19 protein-coding genes are annotated in these 16,683 nt (G+C 60.9%); 8 read left to right on the forward strand and 11 right to left on the reverse strand.

All coding sequences use genetic code 11. From position 1 onward, the window contains the following. Positions 1-33 precede the first annotated feature (33 nt). The 4 genes from pflB (at position 34) to ACVWVY_RS27945 (ending at position 5,798) form a co-directional block, all read left to right on the forward strand. A complete protein-coding gene (gene pflB / locus ACVWVY_RS27930) occupies positions 34-2,304 on the forward strand; it encodes a formate C-acetyltransferase (RefSeq protein ID WP_456629388.1) in 2,271 nt (756 codons plus the stop codon). 13 nt (positions 2,305-2,317) lie between these two features. Next, positions 2,318-3,145 carry a pyruvate formate-lyase-activating protein gene (gene pflA, locus ACVWVY_RS27935; protein WP_456629389.1) on the forward strand — a complete coding sequence of 276 codons (828 nt, stop codon included), beginning with the start codon at positions 2,318-2,320 and terminating at the stop codon, positions 3,143-3,145. A gap of 25 nt (positions 3,146-3,170) precedes the next feature. After that, positions 3,171-4,772, forward strand: coding sequence for an aspartate:alanine exchanger family transporter (locus ACVWVY_RS27940; RefSeq protein WP_456629390.1), 1,602 nt, complete (start codon positions 3,171-3,173; stop codon positions 4,770-4,772). Between the two features lie 144 nt (positions 4,773-4,916). Then, the gene (locus tag ACVWVY_RS27945; RefSeq protein WP_456629391.1) at positions 4,917-5,798 is read left to right on the forward strand and encodes a formate/nitrite transporter family protein; all 882 of its coding nucleotides are present in this window, start codon (positions 4,917-4,919) and stop codon (positions 5,796-5,798) included. A gap of 217 nt (positions 5,799-6,015) precedes the next feature. Here ACVWVY_RS27945 and ACVWVY_RS27950 read toward each other — a convergent pair whose 3' ends face one another. Continuing rightward, entirely contained in the window at positions 6,016-6,249 is a 234-nt protein-coding gene (locus ACVWVY_RS27950) for a hypothetical protein (RefSeq protein WP_456629392.1), read from the reverse strand. Between the two features lie 154 nt (positions 6,250-6,403). Between ACVWVY_RS27950 and ACVWVY_RS27955 the strand changes: the two genes are divergently transcribed. Continuing rightward, on the forward strand, positions 6,404-6,586 hold the full coding sequence (locus ACVWVY_RS27955) for a hypothetical protein (protein WP_456629393.1): 183 nt from the start codon (positions 6,404-6,406) through the stop codon (positions 6,584-6,586). 16 nt (positions 6,587-6,602) lie between these two features. On the opposite strand, the gene ACVWVY_RS27960 is transcribed toward ACVWVY_RS27955, so the two are convergent. From ACVWVY_RS27960 to nirK, 3 genes are all read right to left on the reverse strand, one after another. Then, positions 6,603-6,806, reverse strand: a complete 204-nt coding sequence (locus ACVWVY_RS27960; RefSeq protein WP_334387317.1) for a cold-shock protein — start codon at positions 6,804-6,806, stop codon at positions 6,603-6,605. Between the two features lie 447 nt (positions 6,807-7,253). Beyond that, positions 7,254-8,135, reverse strand: a complete 882-nt coding sequence (locus ACVWVY_RS27965; protein ID WP_456629394.1) for an SUMF1/EgtB/PvdO family nonheme iron enzyme — start codon at positions 8,133-8,135, stop codon at positions 7,254-7,256. A gap of 54 nt (positions 8,136-8,189) precedes the next feature. After that, a complete protein-coding gene (gene nirK / locus ACVWVY_RS27970) occupies positions 8,190-9,311 on the reverse strand; it encodes a copper-containing nitrite reductase (RefSeq protein ID WP_456629395.1) in 1,122 nt (373 codons plus the stop codon). A gap of 163 nt (positions 9,312-9,474) precedes the next feature. Between nirK and ACVWVY_RS27975 the strand changes: the two genes are divergently transcribed. Beyond that, positions 9,475-9,678, forward strand: coding sequence for a DUF1858 domain-containing protein (locus ACVWVY_RS27975; protein WP_456629396.1), 204 nt, complete (start codon positions 9,475-9,477; stop codon positions 9,676-9,678). A 96-nt stretch (positions 9,679-9,774) separates the two neighbouring features. On the opposite strand, the gene ACVWVY_RS27980 is transcribed toward ACVWVY_RS27975, so the two are convergent. Beyond that, entirely contained in the window at positions 9,775-10,476 is a 702-nt protein-coding gene (locus ACVWVY_RS27980; protein WP_456629397.1) for a Crp/Fnr family transcriptional regulator, read from the reverse strand. Between the two features lie 181 nt (positions 10,477-10,657). On the opposite strand from ACVWVY_RS27980, the gene ACVWVY_RS27985 reads away from it, so the two are divergent. Next, a complete protein-coding gene (locus ACVWVY_RS27985; RefSeq protein ID WP_456629398.1) occupies positions 10,658-11,113 on the forward strand; it encodes a pseudoazurin in 456 nt (151 codons plus the stop codon). Between the two features lie 54 nt (positions 11,114-11,167). Here ACVWVY_RS27985 and ACVWVY_RS27990 read toward each other — a convergent pair whose 3' ends face one another. Continuing rightward, entirely contained in the window at positions 11,168-11,359 is a 192-nt protein-coding gene (locus tag ACVWVY_RS27990) for a hypothetical protein (RefSeq protein WP_456629399.1), read from the reverse strand. Between the two features lie 143 nt (positions 11,360-11,502). Between ACVWVY_RS27990 and ACVWVY_RS27995 the strand changes: the two genes are divergently transcribed. Beyond that, on the forward strand, positions 11,503-12,678 hold the full coding sequence (locus tag ACVWVY_RS27995; RefSeq protein WP_456629400.1) for an NnrS family protein: 1,176 nt from the start codon (positions 11,503-11,505) through the stop codon (positions 12,676-12,678). A gap of 190 nt (positions 12,679-12,868) precedes the next feature. On the opposite strand, the gene ACVWVY_RS28000 is transcribed toward ACVWVY_RS27995, so the two are convergent. The 5 genes from ACVWVY_RS28000 to fixL form a co-directional block, all read right to left on the reverse strand. Continuing rightward, on the reverse strand, positions 12,869-13,081 hold the full coding sequence (locus ACVWVY_RS28000) for a hypothetical protein (protein ID WP_456629401.1): 213 nt from the start codon (positions 13,079-13,081) through the stop codon (positions 12,869-12,871). A gap of 92 nt (positions 13,082-13,173) precedes the next feature. Next, on the reverse strand, positions 13,174-13,878 hold the full coding sequence (locus ACVWVY_RS28005; RefSeq protein WP_456629402.1) for a helix-turn-helix domain-containing protein: 705 nt from the start codon (positions 13,876-13,878) through the stop codon (positions 13,174-13,176). 120 nt (positions 13,879-13,998) lie between these two features. Continuing rightward, the gene (locus ACVWVY_RS28010) at positions 13,999-14,436 is read right to left on the reverse strand and encodes a response regulator transcription factor (RefSeq protein ID WP_456629403.1); all 438 of its coding nucleotides are present in this window, start codon (positions 14,434-14,436) and stop codon (positions 13,999-14,001) included. A gap of 43 nt (positions 14,437-14,479) precedes the next feature. Further along, positions 14,480-15,097 carry a response regulator FixJ gene (gene fixJ, locus ACVWVY_RS28015; RefSeq protein WP_456629404.1) on the reverse strand — a complete coding sequence of 206 codons (618 nt, stop codon included), beginning with the start codon at positions 15,095-15,097 and terminating at the stop codon, positions 14,480-14,482. After that, a complete protein-coding gene (fixL, locus tag ACVWVY_RS28020; protein ID WP_456629405.1) occupies positions 15,084-16,619 on the reverse strand; it encodes a sensor protein FixL in 1,536 nt (511 codons plus the stop codon). The genes fixJ and fixL overlap by 14 nt, the downstream gene beginning before the upstream one ends. Positions 16,620-16,683: the final 64 nt, after the last annotated feature.

A 16,683-nucleotide genomic window follows, 5' to 3' on the forward strand; every position in this document is an offset into this window, starting at 1 on the left:
CGTCCAGGCATGTACTCCGGCGGGAGAGGCATCATGAAATCAAGCGCAGCGGCTAGGAAGGAAGCTGATGCCGGACATTGCTGGGACGGTTTTCGGCCCGGAGACTGGCTCAACTCCATCAACGTTCGCGATTTCATCGTCCGTAACGTGACGCCTTACACAGGCGACGAAGCATTTCTCGCCGGGCCTTCGCAGCGCACCAAAGCCGTCTGGGCGAAACTGCAGCCGTACTTCGCCGAGGAAAGAAAAAAGGGCGTGCTCGCAGTCGATGCTGAAACTCCCTCGACATTGCTTGCCCACAAAGCCGGTTATATCGACCGCGACAACGAAATCATCGTGGGTCTTCAGACCGACCAGCCTTTCAAGCGGGCGATCTTTCCCTACGGCGGGTTGCGGATGGTCGAGGCGGGCCTCAAGGCCGCGGGCTTCGAGCCCGATCCGGCTGTCCACAAGGCTTTCACGAACTACCGAAAATCGCATAACGACGGCGTCTTCGACGCCTATACGCCCGAGATCATGAATTGCCGGCGGTCCGGGATCATCACCGGCCTGCCGGATGCTTACGGCCGCGGCCGCATTATTGGGGACTACCGGCGGGTCGCCCTTTACGGGATCGACCGGCTCCTCGAGGCCAAGCAGGCGGAGCGGGAACAGATCGACGATATGTGGCCGAGCGATGACATCATTCGGCTGCGCGAAGAACTGTCCGACCAGATGCGGGCGCTCAAGGACCTTGCCTCGATGGCGAAGCTATACGGCCTCGACATATCGAAGCCCGCCAGCAACGCCCAGGAAGCCTTCCAGTGGACCTACTTTGCCTATCTGGGGGCGATCAAGGAGGCCAATGGGGCCGCCATGTCCATCGGCCGCATATCGAGCTTCCTGGACATCTACATCGAACGGGACCTGAAAGCGGGCGTTCTCGACGAAAGCCGGGCTCAGGAACTCTGGGATCAGCTGGTTCAGAAGCTTCGTATCGTCCGATTCCTGCGTACGCCCGACTACGACGCGCTGTTCAGCGGAGACCCCTATTGGGCGACCGAGTGTGTCGGCGGCATGGATCTGGATGGGCGCACGCTGGTGACCAAGAGCAGCTATCGCATGCTGCATACGCTTACAAATCTTGGCCCGGCACCCGAACCGAACATCACGGTTCTCTGGTCCAGCCATATGCCCGCGACATTCAAGCGCTATTGCGCCAAGGTCAGCCGCGATACGTCCTCCCTTCAGTACGAGAACGACGATCTGATGCGTCCGTTCTGGGGTGACGATTACGGCATTGCCTGCTGCGTTTCGGCAATGCGCCTGGGCAAGCAGATGCAGTTTTTTGGCGCCCGCGTAAACCTGGCGAAGGCGCTGCTGTACGCCATCAACGGCGGCCGCGACGAGGTCTCAGGCGACCAGGTCGCTCCCGAAACGCTGCCGGTCGCGGGTGACTTCCTCGACTACGACGACGTGATGGCCAAGTTCGACGCCACCATGGAGTGGCTGGCGCGCACATACGTCCACGCGATGAACTGCATCCACTACATGCACGACAAGTATTTCTACGAACGCCTGGAGATGGCGCTCCACGATCGCGACATTCTCAGAACCATGGCATTCGGCATCGCCGGTCTTTCGGTGGTGGCCGACAGCCTCAGCGCGATCAAGTACGGAAAGATCCGCGTTGCCCGCGATGAAAAAGGTTTGGTGGTTGACTATCAAAACGAGGGCAACAAGGCGACGCCGCAATTCGGCAACAACGACGACCGCGTCGATCAAATCGCGTCGGAAATCGTCACCAGCTTCATGGGGAAGATACGAAAGCACCCCACCTACCGCAACGCGACGCATACCCAGAGCGTGCTCACCATTACTTCGAACGTGGTGTACGGCAAGGCGACGGGAAACACCCCCGATGGCCGCCGCAAGGGCGAGCCGTTCGGACCGGGCGCAAATCCGATGCACGGCCGGGACAGCCATGGCTGGCTCGCCTCCTGCCTGTCCGTTGCAAAGCTACCTTACAAGGACGCGCAGGACGGCATCAGCTACACCGTCTCCGTCGCTCCGCAGAAGGCGCACCTGTCCGAAACCCAGCTGATCGATGAGGCCGTCAAGGCGTTCGACGTCTACTTCGATCGGGGCGGGTTCCACATGAACCTGAACGTGATCGACAAGGACACGCTCGAAGACGCCATGAAGAATCCGGACAAGTATCCGCAGCTCACCATTCGAGTCTCCGGCTACGCCGTCAACTTCGTTCGTCTGACGCCGGAACAGCAGAGAGATGTGATCAGCCGTACTTTCCACGGCCAGATCTGAATCGAGGTGCACCATGTCGACGGTGCAGGCACTTGAACCCGGAAGTCGTTATGATTTCCGGGCGGGAATTTCACCCGACGCGCCAGACGAAAGCCAGCTCAGGGATGAGGAGGGCGCGTTCGGCTATTGTCACTCCTACGAAACCTCGTCTCGATATGACGGGCCGGGTCTGCGCGTCGTGCTGTTCGTCTCCGGTTGCCTGTTGCGGTGTACATACTGCCACAATCCGGATACGTGGCATCTGAAGGACGGGACTTACGTTTCGGCCGATCACGTGCTCGGTCGCCTTGGTGATTTCGCGCCAGCACTTCTTCCGCTTGGCGGAGGACTCACCATTTCCGGCGGCGAACCGATGGTTCAGCTTGCATTCACCCGGCGGATATTCGCCGGAGCGAAGGCAATGGGCTTGCATACGGCCATTCAGACCTCGGGATTTCTGGGGGATCGTGCCGACGAAGACTACCTGTCGAACATCGACCTCGTCCTGCTCGACATCAAGAGTTCGGATCCTGAGACGTACCGGCGGGTGACGGGCCGCGATCTGGCGCCGACGCTGCGCTTCGCCGAGCGGCTCGCTTCGCTGTCGAAGCCGACATGGATCCGCTTCACGCTCGTCCCCGGCGAGACCGACGATCCCGCCAACGTCGACGGCATCGCCCGGTTCGTCGCGCCGATGAAGAACGTCGAATGGGTCGAGGTGCAGCCGTTCCACCAGATGGGCGCCTTCAAGTGGAAGGCGCTGGGGCTCGACTACAAGCTTATCGATACCCCGACAGCCGGCCGGGAGCTGGTGGATCGGGTGATCGGGCAATTCCGCGCGGCAGGCTGCCGGGTGCGCTGACGACAGGCTGGGGAGACCGGACATCATGTTGGACCTTGCTCGCGACATCATCGGAAGCCAGCCGATCCTTACTGCCTTCCTGGCGATTGGCGTGGGTTACCTCGTTGGGCAGATCAACATCTTCGGCTTCTCGCTTGGTGTCGGCGCCGTCCTTTTCGTCGGTCTCGCCATCGGCGCATTCGCACCGAAAGCTCAGATCATCGGGCCGATCGGACTGACGGGCCTGATCATGTTTCTTTACGGGATCGGCATTCTATATGGACGTCAATTCTTCGAGGGAATGGTCGGCGCAGGGCAGAAGTACAACCTCCTCGCCCTCGTCGGCTGTCTTGCGGGCTTGGCTGTCGCACTGCTCCTGGGGCACATCTTCGGCATCAAGATCGGGCATACGCTGGGCCTGTACGCCGGATCGATGACGAGTACCGCAACCCTTCAGGCCGCCCTCGACGTGATGAAGAACAAGGATCCCTCGATCGGCTACTCTATCGCCTATCCTTTCGGCGTCATCGGCCCCATTCTCTGCATCTACTTCATGACCCGAATCGTGAAGCCAAAATTCCCTGCAAAGACCCAGCGCTTCCACATGGGCGAGATTTCGGTTGGCGAACGTTTCGCCGGTCGACGCCTGGGCGATCTGATCGCGAAAGCGCCAGCCGGCTTGCAGGTGACGATGGTTCGCAAGGGCGGGCACAATATTGTCGCGACCGACGATACGATTCTGGAGAACGGAGACGCCGTCCTGGTTGTGGCCGAAGACAATGAGGCGATCGCAACCGCCGCGGCCAAGCTCGGAAAACTCTCACCAGGTCAATTGGCCAGCGACCGCGCGGACCTCGACTATATCCGCGTCTTCGTCGGTAAGGCCAGCGCGGTCGGCATCCCGCTTGCCCAGCTTCCGATGCCCGCCGGCTATCCGACCCATCTGCTGCACGTTCGTCGCTATGACGCCGACCTGGTCCCTGCGCCCGACCTGATGCTGGAGTTTGGCGATCGGGTCGGCGTGCTGGCGCCTCCGGATCGGAAAGAGGAGATCCGGCGTCACTTCGGCGACACGGTCAAGGCCACCGCGGAATTCAGCTACGTCTCGCTCGGGCTCGGCATGGTTATGGGCGTTCTTCTGGGCCTCATTCCGATCCCGATTCCTGGTGTGGGCATCGTAACGCTCGGCATCGGCGGCGGACCGCTGATCGTCGCGCTGATCCTCGGCAAGCTGCGCCGCACCGGTCCAATGCTCTGGACCATGCCGTTGCCGGCCAACATCGTGTTGCGAAATTTTGGCCTCGCCATGTTCCTCGCCACCGTCGGCGTCAACGCCGGACAGCCTTTCGTCCGGACCGTCGCGGAGTCCGGACTGACGATGCTGTTCATCGGCGTCGCAGTTCTGCTGACGACCGTGTTCATCGTCCTGCTCGTCGGCCATTACCTGATGAGGATTCCCTACGACGATCTCGTCGGCATCGCCTCCGGCGCGACAGGAAATCCGGCGATTCTCGTCTATTCGACCAAGATGGCGCCCACCGAACGGCCGGACATCGGCTACGCCATGATCTTTCCTTCCATGACGCTGGTGAAGGTGATCGCAGCGCAGATCGTGGGCCTCCTGATGGCTGGCAGCAGCGCCGGTTAGTGACCGATCAGAACCGGGGCCCTTGCCATGGTTCATTCATGAACGGGATATCGCAGATCGGCGGCTTTGGTGAAGATTGGTCGCCGGACCAGGGGCGCGCCCGAAGGTTACGCTCGTTGATAGATCAGGCACGGGAGACACGGCATGGCTGATCGGGGATCCCCGCCGCAACCACCCATCTTCAGCTTAAATGCTTACAGCCCGGCCGAGATCAAGGAGGCCGTCGAGAAGGTCGGAGTCAAGAAGACGAACCTTCCCTTTTTGGCTTCTTTCATGCTGGCGGTGATCGCAGGTGGCAGCATCGGGCTGGGCGCGCTCTACTATACCGTCGTCGTCAGCGATGCGGAGCTAAGCTTCGCCGCGGCGCGCGTGATGGGTGGAGTGGTGTTTTCGCTTGGCCTGGCAATCGTTCTGGTTGGCGGAGCCGAACTCTTCACGGGAAACAATCTGATCGTGATGGCTTGGGCGAGCGGACACGTGACGACGAAGGAAATGCTGCGCAACTGGGTGGTGGTCTATTTCGGTAACCTGATCGGCGCGCTCGGACTTGTGGTCCTGGTCTTCCTTTCGCATCATCTCAACATGAATGGCGGCCGCGTCGGCCAGTCGATACTGAATACGGCCGTCGCCAAGATCCAGCCCGACGTTGTCACGCTATTCTTCAAGGGAGTGTTGTGTAACCTGCTGGTTTGCCTGGCGGTATGGCTTGCGTATGCAGGCCGGTCGGTTACCGACAAGATTGTCGCGCTCCTGTTTCCGGTCTCCGCCTTCATAGCCGCCGGCTTTGAGCACTGCGTCGCCAACATGTATTTCCTGCCTATGGCCTGGTTGATGACACGAACAGGCAATGTCCCAGCTGATTTCGACGCGTCGGTCATCACAATGACGGGCATCATTCACAATCTTGTGCCGGTCACACTCGGCAATATCGTCGGTGGTGCCGGCCTCGTCGGCGCAATGTATTGGATCATCTATCGAGCCGCCTTCGGCAAGCGCAACGCTGCACAGGGCAAAGGAGAATTTTGAAGTAGCTGGGGGAGCAGGCACTTAGAGCGCGGCTGTCGGTGCGATCGTTTGAAATCCAGAGGCAAGAACCCTTCACCGTGGCTTGCGACGGTGGCTTTACTGATGGTGACGGGCCACCTGGCTGAAATTCCAGCGCCTTTTTCAAGTACCGGAGGAGGGTGCTCTGCCACGGACCGGCGGGTTGTGCGCGGGACGGAAGGCCAGCGACCCGGAAACTCTAAAGCGGCAGGGATCCTTGTCCTTCGGCCCAATCGATGACCTCGAACAGCATGCCCCGTCTAAGCATTTCGGATTCCAAGTCCGCTGCGTGTTTCTTCCACTCTCGCGTATCGCGGACTTTGAACTTGGGTTCGTCGCCCTGACGTTCGGCCGCGTCATCGGCAGCCAAAGCACCACGGACGGCAGCGTACATCATCGTGAGGCTGTCATTCGTGAAAGCCGGATAATCCATCGACTCTCCTGCAAAAAAGCCGTCGCAAGTATTCCCAGCGACGGCTCTACTCAATACGCATGACCACCAGAAGGTCACGAGGATCGTGGCGGATTGTGGTTAACAAAGCAGCAAGGCTGCGGTCCTAAGATAAATCTACTCGCCGGAGGCCGGAATGACCGAATACGTCGTCACGGAAGTTGGCCATCATCAATGGCTCGTGTTTGCGGATCGGCAAAGCATTGCTTTTTGCGCCGACGAGAACGAGGCAGTGAAAGCGATGACCGAGCATAGCGCACTCAACCGTCGGTCACGTGAGTCTGCGAACAATTCGCTAAAACAAAGCCCACCGGCGTGAACCGGCGGGCTTGAATTCACCCGACTCTCAGATTTTCCGCCGACGTTTTGCCCCGGTTGCTCATTTCTTCATAGCTCACCTTGGCACCCTCATTGAGGCTGCTCAGGCCGGCTTTCTCAACAGCTGAAATGTGCACGAAAACATCCTTGCCGCCGTTGTCCGGCTGGATAAACCCGTACCCCTTGGTTGCGTTAAACCACTTCACTGTCCCTATCGCCACTTCAGTATCTCCCGCTAATGAAAAGATAGGATTCAAACACGCACGATTCGTCGGCCAAACTGGTGGCAGTTTGGTGGCAAAAAGCCGTCGCTATGACGATTTAGCGATGGCTACTTGCCCCAGGCGTTAAGCGATCATTACCGTTTGAGCGCGTCGCGCGTGCAGGTCAGTCGCTGCCGGTTGCGCCTTCTCATCGATCGGCGCTGGCGCTTCCCTACGGTTTGCACCGAAACAACGGGTATTTTCGAGAAACCGAACGAGACGGGTTTTCGACGTTAGGCCTTGTTTTTGCTGTGGATTCGAAACGGTAAGATGCAGAGCGATCTGAGCGGCCCGAGACATAGGTGACAAAACGTACCGGACACATGGGTTACACTTTCCGCTTGTTCTGCGAGGTGTGGATGCCGTGGAAAGCGAGTTCGGTTATGGAAGAACGCCTTCGCGTTGTCAGAACCTGATGCGAAGCTTGAGCTCCACCTTCTCGACCATCCTGCGCAATGCAGGTAGCTGCTCATCCTCGACCACCAGGCGGAAGCCGAGATTGGCGGGCGGCACCCCGGCGGCGCAGCCGCCCGTGCGGGGATCCCGGATGAAGTCGGTCATGTAGGTCCGGTGCGCGCCTTGCACGACGCGAACGCCGCAATTGGTGTTGGTGACCTGATTGGCCCCGTTTGGTTGCAGCGTCATGCGGAGGAAACAGGTGTTGGTCCATTCCCAGACATTGCCGCCGATGTCGTTGAGGCCGTTCTCGTTCCGTCCGAACGTGCCGGCCGGCTGCGGGTCGAGTGCAACGGGGCGGGCCCGGTTGGCTTCGGCCTCGTAGCGCGCGATCCAGGCTTGTGCCGGATCGACCGGATCGGCCAGCGGAAGCGCTTCGTCGAGTGCTTTCTCGCCGGCCGCAAACACCCACTCCTCATCGGTCGGAAGGCGATGTAACACACCGGTCGTGCTGGTTATCCACTCGGCGTAGGCCGTTGCATCGCGCCAGCTCACGCCGACCATTGGACGATCGGATATCGCGGATGCGTGCGAGACCCGGGGGCACCCGCCGTCATCGACGCAGCGTGCATACTCGCGCGATGTGACTTGGCTCGTCATGATCTTGATGTGGCCTGACAGCCGCGCCTCACGCATCGGGGCTTCCGCCGGCTTGCCGTCGCGCGAAAAGTCGCCGGCGGCCCGATACTGAAACGGCCTTGCCGCAATCTCGGTGAACGCGCCGTCGGCGGAGCGATGGTTACCGGAAGTGACGGGAGTGATCGTCAGCGCGACCGGGCTTGCCAGCGCGGCGGCTGTGATTGCGACCTTGATTTTCATGACGAGCAGCATCGCAGGTCTTCCTTGTAATTGCGGCCTGCAGTTTTGCTGCAGGCCGCAAGGTGGTCATCTGGTCTGCACCGACGCGTCAGCCGCGCTGGACTTGCCGGGAGGGATCGGTCCGGGAGGCTTTACCTGCTTCATCAGGTCGTTGTTCCATTCACCTTCGACCTTGAAGTGGGCGCTCGCGCCGAGTTCGACGGCCTCGATCAGGTTGTGACTGACGTAGGCGTAGATGCCAGGCTGCCTGAACGTGTAGAGCGCCGCCCCCGCCGAGCCGCCGCGGATGAACCAGGTCTCGAGATCCTTCTCCGGCGGATTGATGAACTTGCCGGTCTCCCAGACATAGTCGCCGTGACCGCCGATCAAATGAGGGCGCGTGTCGCGATTGGCCTGCGAATGCACGATCATGACGGTCTCGCCGACCTTCGCGGTCATCGCATTCTTGCCGGTCAATGCTCCGACCTTGCCATTGAACACGACGTGGGTCGGTATCAGCTTGCGCATCACCTCCGTAGTGTCGGCGAAGGCTTCGCCGGGAGTGTCGTAGCTCTTGTATTTTCCGTTCTCGTCCTTCGGCACGTAAAGGTCGTTCTCGCCGATATAATAGACGCGGTCGTAACGCAGCGGCTTGCCCTCGCGATTCTTCAATCCGTCACGCGGCAGAACCATCACGGTACCGTGCATGCCGGACACGACGTGCCAGGGGATCATGCCTTCCGGCGCGCAGTGATAGACGAAGGTGCCGGTGCGCGTTGCCTTCCAGCGCAACACCACCTGTTCGCCGGGATTGACGTGGGTCAGCGCGCCGCCGCCCAATCCGCCGGTCGCGGAATGGAAGTCGACATTGTGCGGCATCGTGTTGGCTTCCGGATTGACGAGCGTCACCTCGACGTAGTCGCCTTCATGGACCACCATCATCGGCGCCGGCATCGAGCCGTTGAACGTCATGGCCTGGAATTTGGTGCCGGCATCGTCGATGACGACTTCTTTCTCCTTGATCGTCAGTTTGAACTCGATGATCTTCGGACCTTCCTTGGTGGCCTGTTCGTGTGGATGCACAAAGGGCGGGGCGACCAGCTCGACGGCTTGCCGCGGCAGCTTGAGGTCGTCGGCGGCCAGCGCGGGTGCGGTGGCGACGAGGGCGGCGACGGCAGCGCCCAGCAACGCGGTACGGCGGGTGATCATGACACGCTCCTTTCGGTGTCTGCTTTGAATTCGTGTCACCCTTATGCGTCAGGTGCAGCAAGTTCTCTTTGTTCCAGCGCAACCATTTCCCGAAATGCAAAATGATTGTGCTGTTTGCTTCCGGACAACGAAGCGGCCCGGTGATACGCTTAGACATGGCAGCATGAAGAAGAGCACACTCACGTTAGACATGACGGTCGACCAGGTGATGAAACGCTGGCCCGCTTCCATTCGGGTTTTTCTGGATTTCAGGATGGGCTGCGTCGGCTGCCCGATCGCGACGTTTCACAGCGTTGACGAGGCGAGCCGCGAACACCGGATCGACGGGCATGCGCTCCTGGCGTCGCTACGCTCGGTGGTCAGCTAGGATTGGCGGACCAGCCGCAGCTTTTGTGGACGCCAGACGTGCCAATGCATCGGACCTCGGATTGCAGATCTCGTCACGGCCGGCGTTTGTTAATCGTCATTCCTTGCCGCGACCTTCTGCGAGGCCGAACAGCTTGTGGGGGTCGCGGAGCACGATGCGCTGCCGTCCGCCCTCGACCAGCCCCTGCTGCTCCCATGCGCTGAGAATCCGGCTCACGGTGTGCAAGGTGGTGCCGGTCATCTCGGCGACGTCCTGGCGGCTGATCGGAAAATCGATCTCGACGCCCTGTTCGACCTTGCGGCCGGCCTGCTTGGCCAGCCGCAGCAGCGCATGCGCGACACGCTGCTCGACCTGTTCGCTGGACATTTCAAGGACGCGGGTTTGCGTGTCCTGCAATCGGCTGCCAACGGTCTGCAGCGCGCCGGCTGCCAGCGCAGGAAATTCCGCGATGAGCTGCGGCCACGCCTTCGAAGGCCATGACAGGGCGACACTGTCGACGACCGCAATTGCGGTCGCCGGATATTCCTTAAGTCCCATTGCCTGCGCCACGCCGAACAGTTCGCCTGCCGAGACGTAGCGAACCACGATCTGCTGTCCCTGCGGGGTCATCTTTTCGACCCTGAGATGTCCATGAAGCAGCACGAAGAACGATTGCGCTTCCGTGCCTTGGTCGAACACGCTGCTGTCCTTCGGATACCGGACCGATCGGGCTTCGCGCAGGATGGCCTCAAGATCGGCCGCGCTCATCCCGCTGAAGATGGGAACGTTGGCGACGATGGAACGGTCAAGAGAGGCCATTGGGCTTTCCGGGTGCCCGCCCGCGAAATGGCGGGCAGGGGGAACTACGGGCGCGGGCACATTATACATCGCAAAAATCGGCCGTGGGCTTGCGATAAAACAAACTCCATCCGGCGGTCGGGGACTAGGTTTTCGCGCATGGGGTCCGCTTGGCGGCCCAATCGATCAACGGGAGACAGGAATGCGCAGATGTTTGGTGGCGGCTGCGGTTGGCGTAGCCATGGCGATGGCCGGTGGTGCAACGGCGGCCGAGGTCGAAGTCAAGATGCTGAACAAGGGAGCCGAGGGCCTGATGGTCTTCGAGCCGGCTCTGGTCAAGATTGCGCCGGGCGACTCCGTCAAGTTCGTGTCGACCGACAAGGGCCACAATGCCGAGACCATCAAGGGCATGCTCCCGGACGGTGGAACGACCTTCATCGGCAAGATGGGCGAGGATGTCGCCGTGAAATTTGACCAGGCTGGAATCTATGGCGTCAAATGCGCGCCGCATTACGGCATGGGCATGGTGGCGATGGTCGTGGTGGGGACACCCGCCAATGAGGAGCAGGCAAGGGCGGTGCCTCAGGTCGGCAAGGCCAAGCAGGTGTTCGCAACCTTGTTTGAACGGCTCGCCACCAACAAGACGGCTGCGAAGTAGACAAGTGTCGTCAGAGAAGAAAGAGCGGCCCCGCCGGGGCCGCTCTTCTTGTTTTCAGCGCGCGGTGGGGAATTCCGCAATGTGTCCCTCCGCGTTGCCCGAGCAATGGCCGCAGCACATGCCCTCAGTCGCGGTGGGAACATAAGGCGTTGCAGCGGCCACATCGGCCAGCTCGCGCGTCTCTCTCGATTCCTTCTGACGTTTGGTCGGCAAGAAGTTCAGCCGTATCCGCTCAAATATCCGCATCGCAATCTCCGTTTGCTGGACCTTTCCCTGCATACGGCTCGCCCTGGCAGCCGGTCTTTGCGCCAGGACAAAGAAGCTGCGGCCGGTGCGACTAGGATGGGCTTCAGTAGAGCCAGATTACGGTCCAAAGCAGGGTCCACGTCATGTCCATTGCGCGCTTGAGAGATTACCGGGGCCCCGTCTTGTTTTCGTACGGCTTCCGGCCGTTCTTCTTCTTCGGGTCGGTCTATGCCGGCGCCATCATCCTGGTGTGGCTGCCGGCCTTTTACGGGACACTCCAACTCGGCACGGCGTTCGCGCCGCGGGACTGGCATGTTCACGAGATGCTGTTTGGATATATCGCGGCCGTCGTTGCCGGCTTCCTGCTGACGGCGGTGCCGAACTGGACCGGAAGGCTGCCGCTGCAGGGCAGGCCGCTCGTCTTCTTGTTCTCGACCTGGGTCGCGGGACGAATTGCCGTCAGCATTTCGGCATCGATCGGCTGGGGCCCGGCCGCGGCCATCGATTCGCTGTTCCTCATCTTGCTTGCGGCTGCAGCCGCACGCGAGATCATTGCCGGCAGGAAGTGGGGAAACCTCCAGATTGTCGTCATTGTCAGCGTTCTGGCCGTTGGAAACCTCGCGTTTCACCTGGAGGCGCATCTCACAGGTTTGGCGGAATACGCAACCCGCGGCGGGGTCGCCATGGTGATCATGCTGATCGCATTGATCGGCGGGCGCATCATTCCGAGCTTTACCCGCAACTGGCTGGCGAAGCAGGCGCCGGGTCATATGCCATCGCCGTTCGGCCGCTTTGATGTCGTGACGATGGCTTTTACCGTGTTCGTGCTTGCACTCTGGGTGGTGCGTCCGCTGGACCGGACGACCGGCGGGCTGCTGCTGGCATGCGGCTTCATACACATCGTTCGCCTCGTGCGCTGGACCGGCTACCGCACGTTCGCGGACCGGCTGGTGCTGATCCTGCACGTCGCCTATGCATTCATTCCGGCCGGCTTCGTCCTCTCCGCACTCTCAGCGCTCGACCTGATTGCGCCGAGCGCCGGGATCCATGCCTGGACGGGTGGCGCGATCGGCACCATGACGCTCGCCGTGATGAGCCGTGCAACCCTTGGTCATACCGGGCGGCGGCTCGAAGCGTCCCCGACGACGCATCTGATCTACCTATCGGTCATCGTCGCCGCTCTGGCGAGGGTCTGCGCGGCGCTGGAAGTTGATCACACGAGTGCGTTGCTGGCGGTTGCCGGCATTGCCTGGGCTGCGGCATTTCTCGGATTTGCCGCCGCCTATTCGGTGGCGTTCTGGTCGCCGCGCCGGTTCTGATCATCTGATAAGGTTTGTGCTTGCAGAGGCGCACCGATCAGTCGAGGCCACACCGGGATATGTTCGCGAGCCCCGGTTCATCTGAGCAGGATCGGAGCCTCGATGTTTACAGCATCGGTCGCCGACAGCCTGATGCCGAGATCGAGCGACCAGCGCCCCGAATGAGGATGGCGATTTCGACGCAGCCAGTTCATGGTGCGACACGGTTCCGGGTAAGCTTGATGGGTTCGGGCGAATGGCTCGATGGATGTGCGAATTCATGATGGCCGCCTGCGAGGTGCATCACCTCGACGCAATCGGCGTTAAGGCGCTCGTTGTCGACCAGCCGTTCCGCCAGCACTAGCGCCTGAGACGGGCCGTCCGACTGGACGTCGATCCTGACGCTGAAGGCACTTGAAACCATGGCCGTCCGAATTCAAGAGATCCTTGTAGAAGAAGACGCGGTAACTGTTCATCTTGTCCTCCCAGCCTTCCTCATTCTGTCGCGCACATTGTTCAGGCGTCCATGTCGACCAGCCGCTGGCGATTGCGCAGCACGATTTGACGCGCGCTCGAAAATACCAGGATACCCTGGTCGCCGAGTTGTGAAAGTGTCCGCGACACGGTTTCCAGCGTAAGGCCGAGATAATCGCCGATGTCGCGGCGGCACATCGGCAGCGCCATCATGCCGGCCTTGGCGAGCCGACCGTCCATTTCCAGCAGAAAGGTGGCAACCTTTTCCCGCGCAGTCTTGCGTCCGAGAAGCAGCATATGGTCTTCGGCATGCCGGAGATCGCTTGCGGTCATGGTCCAGAGATTGTGAGCAACCTGGACGTTTGATCCTGCGGCGGCTTCGAGGCTTCGGCGCTTCACCAGGCGGACGGTGGTATCGGCGATTGCTTCGGCGGTCAGGCGATGCGTCGAACCGGCATCGAGACCGAACACATCACCGGGGAGATGAAACGCGCCGATCTGGCGCCGTCCGTCGTTGAGAAGCTTGTAGGTACGAACCGCACCGCGGATCACCTGATAGACGTATTCGGAAGGCTCACCTTCGCCGTAAATTTCCTCGTCTTTCCGGTAGGAAAATTCGGTGGCGATTACGCCTGCACAACGGGCGATCACGCCGAACTGGTCGATGGCCGGGGCAGTCGGGGTGCGCGGGGCGCTGAAAACCTTGGCTGCAGGGACTGCCGGTGTGGTGATCGTCTGGGTGAGCATTTTGCCATCTCCTCGATGCGGGATGGCGTGGTGTACGGTGGATTTTTGTTCTCGGATATTTCGGTCGATATCCTAAGGACACCCCCTTACGGGGTTTTACGGAGGCGACCGGGCCTGCTTTCAGGGCTGGCCCATGTCGCGGCGCGCGTCGATCACGTTTCGCACGCATTCGACCAGATTGTCCTCCAGATTGGGCTTCAAAAGCACTTGGCGTACCCCCGCCGAGCTCGCCTTGGCCGAGATGTTTTCGTCCGGGTACCCCGTAATCATGACGATCGGCGTTGAGACGTCGAGGCGTCGCAGCCGTTGGGCCAGTTCCAAACCGTCGATCTCAGCCATCTTGTAGTCCACGACAAGGCAATCCGCCCGGTGCCGGATTGAAGAGCCGAGCAACGCGCTCCCGCTACGGAAGGTTCGGACGTCGAACCCCTCGGTCTCCAGGAGAAATCGCAACGATGTCCGGACGTCGTAATCATCATCAACGACGTAAATCATTGATTTCCGAGGCGGAGGGCCAGTCCCGGCTTCACCGATGGAGTTGTTTCGGGTGTCAATCATCCCGGCAAATTAGCCGGTTTGCCCATCTCCAAATTGACTTGGCTCAATCCTCGACCATTCCGGCGCGGATCGCGAAGCGGACCAGTTCGGAAAGGTTACCGGCCTGCATCTTGGTCATGACGTTCGCCCGATAGACCTCCACTGTGCGGGGGCTGATATCGTATTCCCTGCCGATCGTCTTGTTCGAGTGCCCGGCCACCAGCCCCTGCATCACCTGGCGTTCGCGCTGGGTAAGGCTGGCGACGCGGGCGGCCATATCGGCCGACAACGCCTCGCTTTTCGAGCCGCTCTCGCGCTCGGCGAGGGCGCTCTCGATCATGCCGATCAGCCGGTCGTCCTCGAACGGCTTTTCGAGGAAATCGATCGCGCCCAGCTTCATCGCTTCGACGGCCAGCGGAACGTCGCCATGACCGGTCATGACGATCACGGGAAGCTTACGCGGGCCCGAACTCAGCCGACGCAGCAGCTCCATGCCGTCGATGCCCGGCATGCGCACGTCCGTGACCACACAGCCGGGCTCCAGCTTTGCGAGCTCGTTCAGGAAAACCTGCGCGGACTCGAAAAGACGCACGCTGAAGCCGGCCGAGCCCAGCAGGAAATCCAGCGAATCGCGCATCGCCGGATCGTCATCGATGACAAAAACTCTATTACTCTGCGACATCGATCAGATCCTTGGCGGGCGCAGCCGGCAGGGTGAAACGGAACGTCGCACCCCCGGACTTGTTTGTTTCTGCCCACATCCGGCCGCCATGGGTTTCGATGATGGTGCGGCTGATCGAAAGGCCGACGCCCATGCCGGCTTCCTTCGTCGTGAAAAATGGCTGGAACAAGTTCGCCAGGGCATCGCCGGCGAATCCAGCTCCGGTGTCCGAAACGGCTATTTCAATCATATCATCTGCGGCCCTGGTGTTTGAGGCAATCAACTCGCGGTGCGTCGAAGGGGCCATGGCTTCCAGCGCATTTCGGAACAGGTTGACCAGGACCTGCTGAATCTGGACCCGATCAGCGAGCACGAGGTCATGGTCCGGATCGAGGTTGAAGCGCAGGATTACCCCCTGTTCGCGGGCGCCGGTGAGGCCGAGCGCGCCGGCCTCCTCGACCAGTTTCGAAACACTCTCGACGCGCTTCTCGGAGGCTTCACGTGCGACGAAGTTGCGCAATCGCCTGATGATGTCGCCGGCGCGGATCGCCTGCTCGGCGGCACGGTCGAGCGCCGCCTCGATCTTCGGCGCGTTGGCGTCGGTGCTGCCCGCCAGCAGGCGGCGCGATCCCTTCATGTAATTGCTGATGGCCGACAGCGGCTGGTTGAGTTCGTGGGCCAGGGCGGAAGCCATCTCGCCCATCGCGCTCAGGCGCGAGACGTGGACCAGTTCGGATTGCAGCTCCTGCAGCCGTGCCTGGGTCTGTTGCTGCTCGGTGAGATCGCGGACGAAGCCTGTGAAGAAGGGCTTTCCGCCCGAATGCATCTCGCCGATGGTGAGATGCATCGGAAACGTCGTGCCGTCCTTGCGCATGCCGGTGACGATACGCCCGATGCCGATGATGCGCCGCTCGCCGGTCTTGAGGTAGCGGGCGATGTAGCCGTCATGACGGCTGCGATCCGGCTCCGGCATCAACTCGCTGATGTTTCTTCCGATCGCCTCAGGTTCGGTGTAGCCGAATTGACGCCCGGCAGCGCTGGAGAAGAACTGCATGATGCCATGCTCGTCGATCACGATCATTGCATCCGGGATCGTATCGAGGATCGAGCGAAAGTGCCCCTCGCGGATCCTGACGGCGTCCTCAAGGCGCTTCTCACGGTCGATATCGATCACGACGCCGCTGAGCCGCGCAGGGCCGCCACCGGGACCATTGACGACGGCGCCGAGCGCGCGCACCCAGTGACCTTCATCCGACCGGGGCAACCGGTACTGAACGTCGAAATTGCACCCGGTGTCGAGCGACTGCTGCACGGCCTTCGCCGTGCGATCGCGATCCTGCGGGTCCAGCACGGAAAGGAAAAGTTCGTAGTCGACAGCCTTATCGGGCGCGACGCCAAAGAGCTTTCGGGTAGCGTTGGACCAATTCAACCGCCGGGTTGAAAAATCCAGATCCCAGGTGCCGACGCCCGATCCCTCGGCACCGCTGCGCACGTTCTCGTCGAGCGGATCCTGATTCCGAAACGGTCGGTCGGCGCCAATCATGCTTCGCTTTCGAGAGCCTTCCTGCATGCCAGATATCGCATCCAATCGAACCGGTGAAAGGACG

Source organism: Bradyrhizobium sp. URHC0002 (assembly GCF_054059515.1).